Here is a 16,571-nt window from a genome sequence, read left to right as displayed (position 1 = left end):
AGGTGTTTCAACTCACTTAAAGCGTATAAACCGTTGTGTTTTTTACTTCACCAATCATAAAGGTAGAATGTGTGCTTCCTATATGTTGCAAAGTAGTCAATTTTGTCACCATAAATTCGCGGTACTCTTCCATATTTGCAACGCAAATTTTCAAGATATAATCATAATCGCCACTTACGTGAAAACATTCCAATACTTCATTCAGCTTGACCACATCTTTTTCAAAGTCGGCAATGAATTCTTTAGTATGTTGCATTAATTTTAAATGACAAAACACTACAAATGATTTTTGAATCTTATTTCTATTCAATAAAACAACATGCTTTTCAATCACTCCTTCCCGTTCCAACTTTTTAATACGTTCATAAACAGCAGTAACCGATAGATTTAATTTTGTCGAAAGTTGTTTAGTAGTTTGTTTAGCATCCGTTTGCAAATATTTTAAAAGTTTGGTGTCAATTGCATCAAATGTCATAATAAATAATTTTCAGTAAAAATAGCAAATAAATCCATTGTCTTGTCTAAATATCTATCATAATCTATAATTGTAGATATATAAACTAAATATCACTCTTTCCATTGGAAATAAGTATCGTTTTGTGTTTTTTTGAAACATAATTTAAAACAAAAACAATTATGAGTAATTTCAATCCTGCAGATAACATCCAAGATTTACAATATTTTGGAGAGTTTGGTGGTGTAAACCCATCTATTTCAGATTCTTCAACTTATACCTTTCTTTCAGCGAAAACCATGTTTGATACTTTTGAAGGAAATGCAGAAGGTTGTTATTTATATTCACGTCATTCATCACCAAGTAATTTATATTTAGACCGTGCTCTTGCAGCAATGGAAGGAACAGAAACCGCTAATGTTGCCGCTTCAGGAATGGGTGCGATTACTCCTACTCTATTACAACTTTGTGGAAATGGCGACCATATTGTTTCTAGTAGAACGATTTACGGAGGAACGTATGCTTTTCTGAAAAATTTGGCTCCCCGTTTTGGAGTGAAAACTACGTTTGTGGATATTACAAAATTGGATACTGTTGAAGCAGCAATAACACCTGAAACGAAAGTTTTATACTGTGAAACAGTTTCGAATCCGTTATTAGAAGTAGCTGATTTAGATGGTTTATCTAAAATTGCTAAAAAACACAATCTTAAATTAATTGTAGACAATACTTTTTCACCTTTATCAGTTACGCCAACTCAATTTGGAGCTGATATCGTGATTCACAGTTTGACAAAATACATCAACGGAAGTAGTGATACAGTAGGTGGTGTAGTTTGTGCTTCACAAGAATTTATCAATGACTTGAAAAACGTAAATTCTGGAGCAAGTATGCTGTTAGGGCCAACAATGGACAGTATGCGTTCGGCAAGTGTGATGAAAAACTTGAGAACTTTGCATTTGCGTATCAAACAACACAGTTTTAATGCACAGTATTTAGCAGAGAAATTTGAAGGACTAGGTTTAAAAACTGTTTACCCTGGATTGAAAAGTCACCCTTCTCATGAATTATACAAAGGAATGATTAATCCAGAATACGGTTTTGGAGGAATGATGACTATTGATGCAGGAAGTTTAGAAAAAGCAAACGCTTTGATGGAATTGATGCAGAAGAAAAACTTAGGTTATTTAGCAGTGAGTTTAGGTTTTTACAAAACACTTTTCAGTGCTCCAGGTTCTTCAACGTCTAGTGAAATTTCGCCAGAAGAACAAGCTGAAATGGGCTTGACAGACGGACTTATTCGTTTCTCTATTGGATTAGATAACGACATCAAACGTACATTTGAAATGATGCACGATTGCATGAAAGAGTTGAAAGTGATATAATTGAAACACTTTAAACATAAAAAAAGCCGTTTGAATTGATTTTCAAACGGCTTTTTCACGCAATGTAGATTTTTATTTTTTAGTTGTATAAAGCAGTTGTGCCAATCGATTATCTCTATTGTAAATGTCTTCGTAAAAATTTACATTTCCATTTTTATCAGCCCAAGCGGTGAAATAAGAAATATATACTGGGATTTTACGTTTCAAAGAAACACTTTTTTCAGTTCCGGAATTCATTGCTTCGTCAATGGCTGAAGGACTCATTTTATTCTGTTCATCCATTATGGCAACTGCCAAATCTCTCGCTTTTTCTACTCGAACACATCCATGGCTGAATGCACGGCTTTCTCTGTTGAATAAACTTTTCGAAGGCGTATCGTGTAAGTAAATATTATTTGAATTTGGAAACATAAACTTTACCAATCCCAATGAATTCGCTTTACCAGGTTTCTGACGGACGTTTCCATCATTCCATTCCATGTTTTTTTCTTCAAGATAGTTTGAATTCTTTTCTATGCCGGGTTTGATTTCTTTCTCGATGATACTTCTTGGAATATTCCAGTACGGAGAAAACACAATATAACTCATCATTCCACTGAAAACTACGGTTTTGTTGAGTTCTTTTCCAACAACTACATTCGATTCCAGCACACTTTTTCCGTCTTTTAAATAATTCAATTTATAGGAAGGAATATTTACAGCAACTAGTTCAGGCGAATTCATGATTTCAGGATCAATCCATCTACAACGTTCCATGTTTACAATAATGGTTTTAATACGGTCTTCAACGGAAATACTCATTTCCTTCGCTAAACTTGGAGTTATTATATGATCAACTTTACGATTGTGACGCGTTTCATATTTTGCCAAACCTTCTTTTAGCTCGCCATCAAACATGGTACTTTTACTATCTTTAGCCAAATCACCGGACATAAATAAACGATAACGAATTTGCGCAATCGCCTTTGCAGAATCGCCTTCCTTTAGTGCTTTTACATTAGAAGGGAAATCGATTTTGCCCCAACCTCCTTTTGATTGAACATCTTGATAACGTTTCAGACCTTTTTTCAATAAATAATATTGACTGAAATTTTCCGCTTCATCCTTATCTAATTTCTCTGGATCTTTAATAACTTCTGCCAAATAATCCACGTACGAAACGTTTGCTCTAGGCAAAAACCAACCGGTTTTTTTACTGGTTTTAGCATCAACGCCTGCCAAAACATTATTGGTATAATAGAAATACATCGCACTGACCAATAAATCATTTTCTAAAGTTGACTTATCGCCACTTTTTGATGAAAAAAGTGCATCAACTTCCGTTTTGTAGGGCATTGTTACTACTACACCTTCCTCCTTAATTCCATTCACTTTTCCGTACAGCACTTCGGCAAAATCCACTCTACCATCTTTGTCGTACCAAACGTAATGGAAATCTTCCTTATTGTACAATTCACTAATACCACTCTCATAAATCTTAAAATCGGGATGCTTTTGGAAGAATACCTCTAATTTTGCACTATCAAAGGCAATTCGATCTTCGGGTGTTATAACTCCATCCGTCTTGTGTTTACACGAAGAAGCGATGATAAATAAGCTAAAAAGCCCGACAAGGACTCTGTTTTTAATATTTTTCATAGTTTGGTTTATTTCGTAATTCATCCGTTTATTATTTTCACTTGATAGTGAAATTTGCTTCAAAACAACGATTGACAATTACTAAAATTTTGTAGTACAATTTTCGGCAACTTATTTGAATTGTGTATTATACAATTTTCTTCTTTTTTCATTATATTGCAACCTCAATTAACCTTTTTTATGAATCAAAATACTCCTCCTCTTTCCGATGAAGCCGTCAAGATCAATAAAAACCTATCGCTTTGGGAAGCACTTATCCCAATTATAGTTTTAATTGCAATCTTATCCTATAATGTATATTTATACGAAAGTGATGCTACATCTGGACCAAATCAATTCGCATTAATAATTGGTGCTGCCGTAGCGGCAATAGTTGGTTTTAGGAACAAAGTCACTTACGAAAGTATGATTGAGGAGGTGTCAACGAATATTAAATCTACCGCAGGTGCCATTTTAATATTATTAATGGTTGGTGCCTTATCAGGTACTTGGTTGTTAAGTGGTATTATTCCAACCATGATTTATTACGGACTAGAAATTTTGCATCCTTCCATTTTTCTTCCTGCATGTTTGATAATTTGTTCCATAATATCTATTGCCACTGGAAGCTCTTGGACTACTTCTGCCACAGTGGGAATTGCTTTAATTGGCATTGGTTCCACTATGGGAATGCCGCTCGGAATGGTAGCTGGAGCGGTAATATCCGGTGCTTATTTTGGAGATAAACTATCACCACTTTCGGATACTACCAATTTAGCTCCAGCAATGGCAGGAACGGATTTGTTTACCCACATTCGATACATGACCTTAACAACAATTCCCACAATGACAATCACATTAATACTATTTATCATTTTAGGATTGATGCAAGATACTACTGCAATAACGGATGACGGATCTACGCTAGCAGCAATTAAGGAAACGTTCTACGTAACACCCTGGCTTTTTGTAGTTCCTATTATTGTAATTTTCTTAATTGTGAAAAAGACCGAACCATTAATTGCACTTCTGGCTGGAATAATTTTAGGCGGAATTTTCGCGCTGTTTTTTCAACCAGATTTAGTAGCTAAAATAGGCGGAGGAACACATCTTAATTTTGTTAATGGATATAAAGGCGTAATGAATGCTATTACCGTTGACACTTCCATTGCCACCAACAATGCAATTTTGAATGATTTGTTTACAGCAAAAGGAATGCAAGGAATGCTCGGGACAGTTTGGCTCATTCTGTGTGCGATGGTTTTTGGTGGAATTATGGAAGCCATAGGCGCTTTAGCACGCATAACAGATTCATTATTGAAAATGTTTCATACCGTATTCGGACTTTTCGCAAGTACAGTTGTCAGCTGTTTAGCATTAAATTTAACGGCTTCTGATCAATATTTAGCCATTGTAGTTCCCGGTAAAATGTTTGCCAAAGCCTATAAAGATAAAGGCCTCGCTCCTGAAAACTTAAGTCGAACATTAGAAGATTCTGGAACGGTAACTTCTGTTTTAATTCCATGGAATACATGTGGCGCTTATCACTCTGGAGTTTTAGGTGTTTCCACCTTTAGTTATTTGCCTTACGCTTTTTTCAATATTATAAGTCCATTTATGACGTTACTCTATGCCGCCTTTAATATAAAAATTAAGCAATTGACATCCAATTCTACTACGCTATAATATGCTGTTCATTACGGAATGACAAATAAGAAAAACAAGTTATAGCGAAAAACTATAGCTTTATAAAATCATATAATTAAAAACAATCATAATGATCTTTAATTTAGCTAAATTTGTAATTATAAAAGAATTACAATTTAAAACATAAAATATGGAACATTCAACAGACAGCGGAAAATGCCCTTTTAGCTCAAAGCAAAGTACTCCGATAACTAAAGTAACGAATCAAGATTGGTGGCCAAAAGCACTTGATTTAGATATATTGAGTCAACACGATTCAAAAACAAACCCGATGGGTCCTGATTTTAATTATGCCGAAGAATTTAAAAAACTAGATTTAGAAGCTATTAAAACAGATTTGAAAAACTTAATGACTGACAGTCAAATTTGGTGGCCTGCGGATTGGGGACATTATGGTGGTTTGATGATTCGTATGGCTTGGCACTCTGCTGGAACTTACAGAACCTACGACGGACGTGGTGGAGCAAGTTCAGGAAGTCAACGGTTTGCTCCATTGAGTAGTTGGCCTGACAACGGAAATTTAGATAAAGCACGACGGTTATTATTCCCAATCAAAAAGAAATACGGTAACAAAATTTCATGGGCCGATTTAATGATTTTGGCTGGAAACATGGCTTACGAATCTATGGGTCTTAAGACTTTTGGTTTTGCAGGTGGACGATTAGACGTTTGGCATCCAGAAAAAGACATTTACTGGGGTCAAGAAAAAGAATGGTTGGCCGTTTCTGGTAGTGAAGGAACAAGATATTCTGGCGAAAGAGATTTAGAATTGCCTCTAGCGTCTGTAATGATGGGATTGATTTATGTGAATCCAGAAGGAGTTGACGGAAAACCAGACCCTTTGAAAACTGCCATTGACGTTCGAGATACGTTCAAACGTATGGCGATGAATGATGAGGAAACAGTAGCATTAACAGCAGGTGGACATACAGTAGGAAAAGCTCACGGGAACGGGGATGCTTCTACTCTTGGCGTTGAACCGGAAGCTAGTGATTTTGAAACACAAGGTTTTGGTTGGATGAATCCAAAAAACGAGGGAAATGGTGCTGACACGGTAACCAGTGGTATTGAAGGAGCTTGGACTACCAACCCGACACGTTGGGACAATGAATATTTCGAATTGCTTTTCAAATACGATTGGCAACTGGCAAAAAGTCCTGCAGGTGCTTGGCAATGGGAACCAATTAATATCGCTGAAGAAGACAAGCCAATTGATGCCTTTGACCCTACAAAAAGAAACAATCCCATCATGACCGATGCCGATATGGCCATGAAAATGGATCCTATATATAGAGAAATTTCAGAACGTTTCCGCAAAGATCCAGCTTATTTCGAAGATGTATTTGCAAGAGCCTGGTTTAAATTAACACACAGAGATTTAGGTCCGAAAGAACGTTATTTAGGAGCTGATGTTCCTGCTGAATATTTAATTTGGCAAGATCCAATTCCAACAGTTGACTACACTTTATCGGATTCTGAAATTTCAGAATTGAAAGGAAAATTATTAAACAGCGGTCTATCGAGTGCTGAACTAATCAATACGGCATGGGACAGTGCACGAACTTTTAGAGGTTCTGACTTTAGAGGTGGTGCAAATGGAGCACGAATTTTATTGGCTCCACAAAAAGATTGGATCGCAAATGAGCCCCAACGTCTTCAAAAAGTAGTTTCTGTTTTAACTGAAATTCAATCGGGATTAAGTAAGAAGGTTAGCATGGCCGACTTAATTGTTCTAGGTGGAACTGCAGCTGTTGAACAAGCCGCCCAAAAAGCAGGATTTGATGTAACAGTTCCATTCCATTCAGGTCGTGGAGATGCTACAGCAGAAATAACAGATGAAGAATCATTTAACGATTTAGAACCTTCAAATGATGCTTTCAGAAATTTCATGAAGCAAGAATATACGCAGAAACCGGAAGAATTAATGCTTGACAAAGCACAACTTTTAGGATTAACAATTCCTGAAATGACTGTTTTACTTGGTGGAATGCGTGTTCTTGGAACTAACTTTGAGGGAACGAAACATGGGGTTTTCACTGAGAATGTAGGTGTTCTTACTAATGATTTCTTCGTGAATTTAACAGATATGAACAACCGTTGGAACTCCGTTGGTGCAAATCTGTACGACATTGTAGATCGAAAAACAGGAGTTGCAAAATATACTGCTACAAGAGCGGATTTGGTTTTTGGTTCCAATGCTATTTTGAGAGGTTATGCGGAATTGTATGCACAAGATGATAACAAAGAGAAATTTGTAACCGACTTTATCAAAGTGTGGACTAAAATGATGAACTTAGACCGTTTCGACATCTAGGTCAACATTATTATTTTGATTTTAAAAGAAGTGCATCATTAACTTGGTGCACTTTTTTTTGCTAAAAATCCAGAAACATACTAATAGCACAAAACTATGACTATATAGAAAGATATAATTATAATTGATTATCAAAAAAGGATATAGTTGGTATCTTTGTACAAGTAAAACAATAACAATTAAAATCTATATTTATGTCATTAGTAGGTAAAAAGTTTCCAAATATTGCAGTAGACGCTATCTCTGAAATGGGAGACAACATGAAAATCAACATTTTTGATGAGGCTGTAAACAACAATAAAAAAGTATTATTGTTCTGGTACCCAAAAGATTTTACTTTTGTTTGTCCAACAGAATTACACGCTTTTCAAGCAGCTTTACCAGAATTTGAAAAAAGAAACACAATGGTTATTGGTGCTTCTTGCGATACTAACGAAGTGCATTTTGCATGGTTGAATACTGCAAAAGACAACGGAGGAATTGAAGGTGTAACTTACCCGATTCTTGCAGATACGAACCGTAACTTGTCAAACATTTTAGGAATTCTTGATATTGAATCTACTTCTTATGATGAAGAAACTGATTCAGTAATGGTTGAAGGTTCTAATGTAACTTACAGAGCTACTTATTTAGTAGATGAAACAGGAAAAATTTTCCACGAAAGTGTAAACGATATGCCATTAGGTAGAAACGTAAGCGAATATTTACGTTTAGTAGATGCTTACACACACGTGCAAACAAAAGGTGAAGTTTGTCCTGCAAACTGGGAAGAAGGAAAAGACGCTATGAGTGCTGACAGAAACAGTACTGCTTCTTACTTAGCTTCACACTAATACTTAACAAAATCAATTGCAATATCAAAAATCAATTATAGAAACTGACATTGGTATTGCAATTGACTTTTAAAACAAAAACAGATATGTTAATTGAATTAAACGAAGATACTTTAGCTGATTTAATCACTAAAAACGATAAAGTTGTAGTACAATTTTCGGCATCATGGTGCGGGAATTGCAGAATCATGAAACCAAAGTTCAAGAAGATGGCCACTGAAAATGAAAACCTAACTTTTGTACTTGTTGATGCTGAGAACTCTCCAGAGTCTAGAAAGTTAGCCAATGTTTCTAACCTTCCTACTTTTGCTACTTTTGTGAACGGTAAATTAGTAAACGAAACGCAAACGAATAAAGCGGAAGTTTTAGCTGAATTGGTAAGTGAAATTTCCTCAAACTAATTTATTATGAAACTACCTGTAATTAAGCATTTAACGCAGTTTATTGAAGAAAACGACCAAGATTACTTGGTGGAAACCATTGAGGTTTTAGAAAGTTTGACTGAAGTTTCGTCGTTAAAAGATGAAGAGTTGGACGTACTTGGCGAGTTGATTTCTAATATGTACGGTGCTTTAGAAGTACATAAAATGATTAAAAACGGCACCGATAAAAAGGAGGCACTTAACACTTTTATGAAACGTGTTTTAGGTTCTATCGATAAATAGACGAAGATTTCCCTTTATATTATTGAAAACAGTACTAGAAATGGTGCTGTTTTTTTTGTTTAAAACTATCTGAAACGCACTGCTGTAAAGGTTTTTAAAAATGTGGATACTTTTTTTGTAACATTAGTGATGCTTTGGTATCAAAAGCTAAAGTCAAATACCAATAATTATGAAAAATCTTACCTTCACCCTACTGCTCTTATTTTCTGTCTGTCAAAGTTTCGCACAAAATACAAAAGCTTTTGACGTTAAAGTCATTGGCAAAGGCGAACCTATTATTCTCATTCCCGGCTATTCATGTAGTGGCGAAGTTTGGAACGAAACCGTCGACCATTTAAAAGGTAAATATCAACTCCATGTTTTAACGCTTGCTGGTTTTGCAACCGTTCCTCCTATTCCAGATGAAAACATACTTCAGACTGTTCACGACCAAATTATTCAATATGTAAAAAACAATAAACTTCGCAAGCCTAAGCTTATAGGGCATAGTTTAGGAGCGTTTATGACCTTATGGTTGCACAGTAGCGAGCCTGATTTATTTGGAAAGAGCATCTGTGTTGATGGGGTTCCTTTTATATCTGCTATTTACAATCCCACAGCTACAGCCGAAACTTTAAAGCAAGACCCACAATTCAATAAAGCAATGGTTATTCAAAACTTTATTAATTTGCCCAAAGAAGGTTATATTGAAAGTATGACTAATGCAATGTCTTATCAGGTACAAGATACCGTTAGAGCACGCCAAATAGCCAAATGGAGTTTTCAAAGCGACCGACGAACGCTGGGAAGTACGATGGTAGAAATGTCAACTACCGACTTGCGTCCTGAATTGCCTAAAATCAAACAAAATATACTAGTTTTAGCGAGTATTTTTCAAACCAAAGAAAATAGTGAGAAAGTATATGGCGAACAATTTGAATTATTGCCCAATAAAACGCTTTTGGTTGCCGATAGTAAACATTTCATTATGTACGACCAACCGGAGTGGTTTTATGCCCAAATTGATGCTTTTTTGAAATAAAAACTATAATTTGATGCAAATGAATTCATCTACATTAGCATTAATAAGCAATTATTTACTAAAATTAGCCACAGATTAATTCAATTTCCACAGATTAAATCCCTTTAATCTTTTTAATCTGTGGCAAATAAAAATTTTTAATTAAAGTGAACCAAAATCAAGAACAACATTTCAAAGAATTGTACCAAAGATATGGCCCGAAAGTCCAACGATTGTGTCTGGGTTATACCGGAAACCAAATGGAAGCCGAAGACCTTTTGCAAGAAATTTTTGTTAAAGTGTGGCAAAACTTACACTCCTTTCGGGGTGACTCGCAAGTGAGTACTTGGATTTATAGGATTGCTGTAAATACTTGTTTATACCAAATTCGGACAACTAAAAACAAGAAAAGTGTCGACCTCGATAAAGCACCTGTTTTAGTTCAAAGCGAACCTGATACTAAGGAACAGCAAGTGCAATTATTACATAAAGCAATTAGTGAGCTTAAAGAAAGTGACCGACTTATAATCACCTTATTACTAGAAGAAGTGTCCTATCCTGAAATAGCACAAATTACCGAAATTACAGAAGTAAACTTACGAGTCAAAATCCACAGAATCAAGCAACAATTAAGTTTAATTTACGCGAAATATGAAAGACTTTAACGACATACAAAACCTTTGGAAGGAACAAACACCAGCCCAGTTGCCGGACGTAAACAGCATTTTGGCGGATGCCAAAAAAGTACAGCGTGGCCTCAATACTAAAACCATTACCCAAGTAATTATTTTGGTAGCAGTTGTTATTTTTATAATCGTATTGATGAACATCATCCCATTTCAACAAGTAACAACATTTGTAGGTATTGGGTTAATGGCAGGTACAATCCTCCTTTTTTCAGCCGTGCGATTGTATCAAGTAGTTGAGATGAAAAAAATGGACTTGACCCAAAATCCACGACATCTTTTAGTCGATTTGCATCGGTATTACCGCTTTCAAAATACCGTAAACACACGCTATACCTTGCTTTATTTCATATTAATGAATGTAGCCTTTGCACTTTATTTCATTGAAGTTTTGCAACCTGTACCTTTACTCTATCAGGTAATCATTGTGGTAATTTACCTGGCTTGGATGTTGTTTGCGTTTTTATATTTAGGCAAAAAACACAAATTAAAAGAACAAACCAAGACACAGAGTATCATTGATGCCATTAGAACAATAGAAGAACATTACGAATCTTAAAAGTATTGGAATTAGAGAAATTTATGTGTACTTTTATACTCCTTAAAAAATGAATATTATGATAAACCGCCTCACATCTAACTGGAATGTATTTCGATTTGTACGATTGGCTTTCGGAATTATGCTTATTTTTCAAGCGGTTGAAGTCCGCAATTTATGGCTCATTATTCCCGGAGTCATTTTCATCGGTATCGCCTTGTTTAATGCAGGTTGCGAAGGAACTAACTGTGCACTTCCTCACAATAAAAGACAGTAGAGATGAATAGTTTTAAAGAATTAATCAGCTCTGACACACCTGTACTAGTCGACTTTTTTGCAACGTGGTGTGGCCCTTGCCAAATGTTAATGCCGGTTTTAAAGCAAGTCAAAGAAAATATGGGCGAACGTGTAACCATATTAAAAATTGATGTCGATAAAAACCAAGCACTTGCCACCCAATTCCAAGTACGTGGCGTTCCAACTATGGTTTTATTCCAAAACGGCAAACAGATTTGGCGTCAATCGAGTGTTTTGACAAAAGACGAAATTATCCGAACGATCATTGCTAAAAGTGCATAAATTTACTTCGCTTCTTAAAAATTTTTTACTGGTAAAAGGTAAATGTATAGTTTATAAAAGTGTATGGTTCATCACTATTAAATCTAAACTTTTACTTGGGTAATTTCGTACATGATAGTATGAAACATTTACAAATTGTCACAGCGTTATTTCTTTTAGCTTCCTTCCAAATTTTTGCTCAAAAGGTAGATAATTTTTCTTCTTACAATAAGATCAATGACTCCTCTTACTTTAGGTTTCATTATGACAATGATTACTTCACTTCCACTGATGAAAATTACACGCAAGGATACAGCTTTGAACTGGTTTTAAATGCTTTGCGCAAAAACCCTCTAAATGTCATTTTATTAAATGATGCAGATGCCGACCAACAATTTGGATAAAGTTTGGATCATATTGGCTACACACCATTTAGCATTGGAAGCCCCGAAATTCAGTTGGGAGATCGTCCATTTGCATCAGCAATACTGTTAAAAAGTTTTAAAATAAACTCCAATTCGAAACGCAAATCACGGTTAATTTCAGCAATTCGATTGGGAATAATTGGACCGGCTGCTTTTGGAAAGGAAATGCAAGTTGGCATTCATGAAGCGACTGGAAATACTATTCCACAAGGATGGCAAAATCAAATTAAAAATGATGCAGTAGTCAATTACGAAGTTATTTACCAAAAAGAAATCGCCGCTATTAGCAATTATTTTACATTGCAATACGAAGCTTCTGCCAATGTTGGAACGTTAAATACAAATGTTTCTGGGAGTTTGGTCGCTATGGCAGGGATTTTCAACAATCCTTTTCTAAACGAAAGAAAACGAAAGTTTCAACTCTATATATTTTCGAAACCGCAAGTGAATTTAATCGGTTACGATGCAACGCTTCAAGGAGGCTTATTGAATCAAAAAAGTCCTTACACGATTTCTTCTTCAAATATTGAACGATTCGTGGGTCAACATAATTTTGGTGTAGTCGTGCAAACAAAAACACTTTATTTTGAATACACAACGACAGATAGTACTAAAGAATTTTCTACCGGAAAAGCTGCAAGTTGGGGTGGAATAAAAATTGGATTTACTTTTTAAAACCATCATTTAATTATATACAAAAAGCCTCGTCCAGTTTTAAAACCAAACGAAGCTTCTTTTTCCAAAACCAATAAAACCTATAAACCTATAATTTACTTATATAACTTCCGTATAAATCTTTGAAAGCTGTACCGTCTGCATAACGCTCTTTGCTCAATTTTTTATGTTCGACCAATCCCCACAAAACAAATTCCTTCATAAAGTAAGCATCTTCAGGAACCAAATAGGGCTGGTATTTCTGAACTAAAGTATTTAAGGGATTTATTCCATCTAATATTTTTCTGTACGCTTCGTCTGTGGAATCGTCTAGTAATTCGAAACCACTTTCATTGAAAAACCAATCGGCCACTTCACTGTAATCATCTTTTGCGTCCGGACGCGCTAATTTTTCAATCGCTGGAAAATATTCTGGAAACAAAGTTTTGATGGAAGCGCCAAGCAGATTTTGCGCCACAAACGGAGCTCCTTCCTGTTCGCCTTCATAAACCAATTCTACTTTTCCTGTAATCGAAGGAATAATTCCCATAAAATCAGTCAGACGAATTGTAGTCTTTTCTTCGCCGTTCATTAAAGCACGACGCTCTGCAGTACTTAATAAATTTTCAAAAGCAGTAATACTCATTCGTGCACTCACACCACTTTTTGCATCCACATATTCACTGTCTCTCGCTTCAAAACTAATTTGTTCCAGTAAATCTTTAGCTAAATTTGGCACATAAACCAATTCTGATTGTCTTGCATCTAATTTGGCTTCTTGTTCCGTAATCGTTCTAGCCGTCTTAATATCTTCAGGATAGTGTGTCAAAATTTGAGAACCAATTCTATCTTTCAATGGCGTTACAATACTTCCTCTATTGGTATAATCTTCTGGATTAGCTGTGAAAACAAATTGCATGTCAAGCGGCATTCTCAATTTAAATCCTCGAATTTGAATATCACCTTCTTGCAAAATATTAAACAATGCCACTTGAATTCGAGCTTGCAAATCGGGCAATTCATTGATTACAAATATGCAGCGGTTCGCACGTGGAATCATACCGAAATGTAAAACCCTGTCATCTGCATATGATAATTTCAAATTTGCTGCTTTTATTGGGTCAATATCACCAATCAAATCGGCAACCGTAACATCAGGAGTTGCTAATTTTTCGAAGAAACGCTCATCGCGATGCAACCATTCAATTGGCGTTTTATCTCCATGCTCTGCAATTAAATCTTTTGCAAAACGAGAAATTGGCTCAAACGGATCGTCGTTAATTTCAGAACCCTTCACAAATGGAATGTATTCGTCTAATAAACGAACCATCATTCGCGCCAATCTTGTTTTGGCTTGACCCCGAAGTCCTAAAAGATTAATATTGTGGCGCGATAAAATGGCGCGTTCCAATTCTGGAATTACCGTGTTCTCAAAGCCATGAATTCCACTAAACACAGCTTCTTTTGCTTGAATACTTTTTTTCAAATTATCACGCAATTCATCTTTAATGGACTTGGATTGATAACCTGCTTTTTTTAAATCTCCGAATGTTTTTATATTTTCTATTTTCATATTTGTTTTTTTAACCGCAAAGAGCGCAAAGTTTTACGCAAGATTCGCAGAGTTATATATTTTATATTGAAATTGATATTTTGACTACCCTTGAAATTAAAATTCAGTTCGCAAGGGAATTTTTAAACTGCAAACTAAAAACTGACCACTGAATACTTACTTCACCCTCTTCTTCCTATTCGTCTCATAATCTTGAAAAATCATTTCACCCAAACCTTTCAATCCGGTGTAAAATGCTTTCCCTTGATTTGCTTCTGTGAAATTATTTACAAATTTTTGCAAATAAGGATCGCTTGCAATCATGAACGTCGTAATTGGAATATGAAGTTTTCTTGCTTGAGCAGCTTGAGTGTAGCATTTTTCCACAATATATTCGTCCAAACCATTGCTGTTCATATAGTACGAACCATCTTTTTCTCTGACGCAACTGGGTTTTCCGTCGGTAATCATAAAAATTTGCTTATTGGTATTTCGCTTCCGACGTAAAATATCCATTGCCAATTGTAAACCAGCGACCGTATTGGTGTGGTAAGGTCCAACATTCAAATAAGGAACGTCCTTTAGCGAAATAGACCACGCATCATTCCCAAAAACTATGATGTCTAATGTATCTTTTGGATAACGAGTTGTAATTAATTCGGCAAGCGCCATCGCTACTTTCTTGGCTGGTGTAATTCGGTCTTCACCGTACAAAATCATACTGTGGCTGATGTCAATCATCAAAACCGTACTCATTTGTGCTTTAAAATGAGCGTCCTCCACAATCAAATCGTTCTCGGTAATCTTAAAAGACTCCATACCATTATTGATTTGCGCGTTTTTTAAGCTTTCAGTTAAAGAAATTGTTTCTAGGCCGTCGCCAAATTGATACTCGCGCAATTCACCCGTTAACTCATCACCTGTACCCGTTTGTTTGGTTTTGTGATTTCCCGAACCACTTTTATTTAAGTTTCCGAAAATTTGATTTAATGCTTGTTGCCGAATCAAACGTTCAGTTTTTGCAGTCAGCCCAACGCCCGAACCTCCATCGCCTTTGGCTTCATCTTTTATATATCCTTTCTTTTTTAAGTCTTCAATAAAGTCATCAATGGTATATTCCGAAGTGGTAAGTTGGTATTCGTGATCCAATTCGCGCAACCAATCAATTGCTTCCTCAAAATCGCCCGATGTATGGACAATCAATTCCTTGAAAATCTCGAAAAGTTTCTCAAAGGGCGTGATATTTTTCGCTTGATACGAAGTAAATTTAAAACCTTTTCTATTATTCGTTTTCAAATGCAGTTATTTATTGATTTTTATCATTCATTTGTAATTCGCATCGTCTATTCGCTGTTCATACCAACTTTTAAACATGCTCATTTCATATAGTATAAAATTACGGCATACTGCAGAAAATCCAAACCTAACGAATAATAATGTTTAGTTAAAGTAGTCAATAGAATTTACTAGCTTTACGCCAAATTGCAAATCAATCATGTCAGAATATATTTTAGATAAAGAATTTGAGCACATCACTTACGGCAGCGAAGAGTTAAATCACCTTGAATTTGAAGCTTGCACCTTTATCGACTGTGATTTTAGCGCATGTAACTTTCATGATCTTACGTTTATAGACTGCAATTTCAATGATTGCAATTTTAGTAAAGCACAAATAAATCATGTGAAATTCAGAACTGTTTTTTTCGATAGCTGCGAGTTTAAAGAAGTAAATTTTGCAATGTGCGACCAACTTATATTTCAAATGCACTTCAAAAATTGCAAGCTCGATTTTGCAAAAATGTATGCTTTGAATTTAAAGCAATGTCGTTTTTATAATTCGAGTTTAATTGCTGTAGATTTCATGAAAGCCGATGTTTCCGGAATAACGTTTCTAAAATGCGATCTGTACCGTGCCGAATTTGAGCAAGCCAATGCACAAAAAGCCGACTTTAGTTCAAGTAAAAATTACACTATCAATCCTCAATTGACAAAAGTAAAAAAAGCAATCTTTTCACTCGAAGGAGCTAAAGGATTGCTTTCTCATCATGATATTATTGTGGAATAATGCTGCACTATTAATGAAATCTTATCGGTCAGAGGTTTAATCTGAAATTATTCCAATACAACTAATTAAGAAAATAGATGCTAAAAAAAGTAGAAGCTAAAACAAGTTCAGCAAGAAA

General features: G+C 35.4%; 16 protein-coding genes and 1 pseudogene. 13 read left to right on the top strand and 4 right to left on the bottom strand.

Annotation, left to right across the window (positions count from 1 at the left end):
• Window positions 1-16 precede the first annotated feature (16 nt).
• The gene (locus H602_RS0100295; protein WP_026976218.1) at window positions 17-475 is read right to left on the bottom strand and encodes an Lrp/AsnC family transcriptional regulator; all 459 of its coding nucleotides are present in this window, start codon (window positions 473-475) and stop codon (window positions 17-19) included.
• Window positions 476-636: 161 nt separating this feature from the next.
• Between H602_RS0100295 and H602_RS0100290 the strand changes: the two genes are divergently transcribed.
• Window positions 637-1,839 (top strand): aminotransferase class I/II-fold pyridoxal phosphate-dependent enzyme, encoded by a 1,203-nt coding sequence (locus H602_RS0100290; protein ID WP_026976217.1) that lies wholly within the window; start codon window positions 637-639, stop codon window positions 1,837-1,839.
• A 72-nt stretch (window positions 1,840-1,911) separates the two neighbouring features.
• Here the strand turns inward: H602_RS0100290 and H602_RS0100285 are convergent, their stop codons facing one another.
• Window positions 1,912-3,477, bottom strand: coding sequence for a L,D-transpeptidase family protein (locus H602_RS0100285; RefSeq protein ID WP_026976216.1), 1,566 nt, complete (start codon window positions 3,475-3,477; stop codon window positions 1,912-1,914).
• 180 nt (window positions 3,478-3,657) lie between these two features.
• On the opposite strand from H602_RS0100285, the gene nhaC reads away from it, so the two are divergent.
• The 11 genes and pseudogenes from nhaC to H602_RS17875 all read left to right on the top strand — a co-directional run bounded on the left by nhaC (window position 3,658) and on the right by H602_RS17875 (window position 12,857).
• Window positions 3,658-5,142, top strand: coding sequence for a Na+/H+ antiporter NhaC (gene nhaC, locus H602_RS0100280; RefSeq protein WP_026976215.1), 1,485 nt, complete (start codon window positions 3,658-3,660; stop codon window positions 5,140-5,142).
• A gap of 151 nt (window positions 5,143-5,293) precedes the next feature.
• Complete coding sequence (gene katG, locus H602_RS0100275) at window positions 5,294-7,477, top strand: catalase/peroxidase HPI (RefSeq protein WP_026976214.1); 2,184 nt, start codon at window positions 5,294-5,296, stop codon at window positions 7,475-7,477.
• 194 nt (window positions 7,478-7,671) lie between these two features.
• Window positions 7,672-8,310 carry a peroxiredoxin gene (locus H602_RS0100270; RefSeq protein ID WP_026976213.1) on the top strand — a complete coding sequence of 213 codons (639 nt, stop codon included), beginning with the start codon at window positions 7,672-7,674 and terminating at the stop codon, window positions 8,308-8,310.
• Between the two features lie 86 nt (window positions 8,311-8,396).
• Window positions 8,397-8,711, top strand: coding sequence for a thioredoxin family protein (locus tag H602_RS0100265; protein ID WP_026976212.1), 315 nt, complete (start codon window positions 8,397-8,399; stop codon window positions 8,709-8,711).
• A gap of 6 nt (window positions 8,712-8,717) precedes the next feature.
• Complete coding sequence (locus H602_RS0100260) at window positions 8,718-8,975, top strand: DUF6952 family protein (protein ID WP_026976211.1); 258 nt, start codon at window positions 8,718-8,720, stop codon at window positions 8,973-8,975.
• A 169-nt stretch (window positions 8,976-9,144) separates the two neighbouring features.
• Entirely contained in the window at window positions 9,145-9,996 is an 852-nt protein-coding gene (locus tag H602_RS17880) for an alpha/beta fold hydrolase (protein WP_051224047.1), read from the top strand.
• Window positions 9,997-10,142: 146 nt separating this feature from the next.
• The gene (locus H602_RS0100250; RefSeq protein WP_035758600.1) at window positions 10,143-10,640 is read left to right on the top strand and encodes an RNA polymerase sigma factor; all 498 of its coding nucleotides are present in this window, start codon (window positions 10,143-10,145) and stop codon (window positions 10,638-10,640) included.
• A complete protein-coding gene (locus H602_RS0100245) occupies window positions 10,627-11,220 on the top strand; it encodes a hypothetical protein (protein ID WP_026976209.1) in 594 nt (197 codons plus the stop codon). Before H602_RS0100250 ends, H602_RS0100245 begins: the two co-directional genes overlap by 14 nt.
• A gap of 58 nt (window positions 11,221-11,278) precedes the next feature.
• On the top strand, window positions 11,279-11,476 hold the full coding sequence (locus tag H602_RS19775) for a hypothetical protein (RefSeq protein ID WP_157504778.1): 198 nt from the start codon (window positions 11,279-11,281) through the stop codon (window positions 11,474-11,476).
• Between the two features lie 2 nt (window positions 11,477-11,478).
• The gene (gene trxA, locus H602_RS0100235; protein ID WP_026976208.1) at window positions 11,479-11,778 is read left to right on the top strand and encodes a thioredoxin; all 300 of its coding nucleotides are present in this window, start codon (window positions 11,479-11,481) and stop codon (window positions 11,776-11,778) included.
• A 119-nt stretch (window positions 11,779-11,897) separates the two neighbouring features.
• Window positions 11,898-12,857, top strand: a pseudogene (locus H602_RS17875) (lipid A deacylase LpxR family protein).
• A gap of 88 nt (window positions 12,858-12,945) precedes the next feature.
• Here the strand turns inward: H602_RS17875 and H602_RS0100225 are convergent.
• Together H602_RS0100225 and H602_RS0100220 are read right to left on the bottom strand one after the other, a co-directional pair.
• Complete coding sequence (locus tag H602_RS0100225; RefSeq protein WP_026976207.1) at window positions 12,946-14,409, bottom strand: AAA family ATPase; 1,464 nt, start codon at window positions 14,407-14,409, stop codon at window positions 12,946-12,948.
• 156 nt (window positions 14,410-14,565) lie between these two features.
• Window positions 14,566-15,684, bottom strand: coding sequence for a vWA domain-containing protein (locus tag H602_RS0100220; RefSeq protein WP_026976206.1), 1,119 nt, complete (start codon window positions 15,682-15,684; stop codon window positions 14,566-14,568).
• Window positions 15,685-15,883: 199 nt separating this feature from the next.
• Between H602_RS0100220 and H602_RS0100215 the strand changes: the two genes are divergently transcribed.
• Window positions 15,884-16,453 carry a pentapeptide repeat-containing protein gene (locus H602_RS0100215; protein WP_026976205.1) on the top strand — a complete coding sequence of 190 codons (570 nt, stop codon included), beginning with the start codon at window positions 15,884-15,886 and terminating at the stop codon, window positions 16,451-16,453.
• The last annotated feature ends 118 nt before the right edge of the window (window positions 16,454-16,571 follow it).

It is taken from the genome of Flavobacterium tegetincola DSM 22377 (assembly GCF_000425485.1).
Lineage (GTDB): Bacteria > Bacteroidota > Bacteroidia > Flavobacteriales > Flavobacteriaceae > Flavobacterium > Flavobacterium tegetincola.
This window is presented reverse-complemented; position numbering and strand designations above follow the sequence as displayed.

What these genes read in the sequence shown, in the direction of transcription:
- H602_RS0100295 (WP_026976218.1), bottom strand. Translation starts at nt 475, where the DNA reads ATGACATTTGATGCAATTGACACCAAACTTTTAAAATATTTGCAAACG.
- H602_RS0100290 (WP_026976217.1), top strand. Translation starts at nt 637, where the DNA reads ATGAGTAATTTCAATCCTGCAGATAACATCCAAGATTTACAATATTTT.
- H602_RS0100285 (WP_026976216.1), bottom strand. Translation starts at nt 3,477, where the DNA reads ATGAAAAATATTAAAAACAGAGTCCTTGTCGGGCTTTTTAGCTTATTT.
- nhaC (WP_026976215.1), top strand. Translation starts at nt 3,658, where the DNA reads ATGAATCAAAATACTCCTCCTCTTTCCGATGAAGCCGTCAAGATCAAT.
- katG (WP_026976214.1), top strand. Translation starts at nt 5,294, where the DNA reads ATGGAACATTCAACAGACAGCGGAAAATGCCCTTTTAGCTCAAAGCAA.
- H602_RS0100270 (WP_026976213.1), top strand. Translation starts at nt 7,672, where the DNA reads ATGTCATTAGTAGGTAAAAAGTTTCCAAATATTGCAGTAGACGCTATC.
- H602_RS0100265 (WP_026976212.1), top strand. Translation starts at nt 8,397, where the DNA reads ATGTTAATTGAATTAAACGAAGATACTTTAGCTGATTTAATCACTAAA.
- H602_RS0100260 (WP_026976211.1), top strand. Translation starts at nt 8,718, where the DNA reads ATGAAACTACCTGTAATTAAGCATTTAACGCAGTTTATTGAAGAAAAC.
- H602_RS17880 (WP_051224047.1), top strand. Translation starts at nt 9,145, where the DNA reads ATGAAAAATCTTACCTTCACCCTACTGCTCTTATTTTCTGTCTGTCAA.
- H602_RS0100245 (WP_026976209.1), top strand. Translation starts at nt 10,627, where the DNA reads ATGAAAGACTTTAACGACATACAAAACCTTTGGAAGGAACAAACACCA.
- H602_RS19775 (WP_157504778.1), top strand. Translation starts at nt 11,279, where the DNA reads ATGATAAACCGCCTCACATCTAACTGGAATGTATTTCGATTTGTACGA.
- trxA (WP_026976208.1), top strand. Translation starts at nt 11,479, where the DNA reads ATGAATAGTTTTAAAGAATTAATCAGCTCTGACACACCTGTACTAGTC.
- H602_RS0100225 (WP_026976207.1), bottom strand. Translation starts at nt 14,409, where the DNA reads ATGAAAATAGAAAATATAAAAACATTCGGAGATTTAAAAAAAGCAGGT.
- H602_RS0100215 (WP_026976205.1), top strand. Translation starts at nt 15,884, where the DNA reads ATGTCAGAATATATTTTAGATAAAGAATTTGAGCACATCACTTACGGC.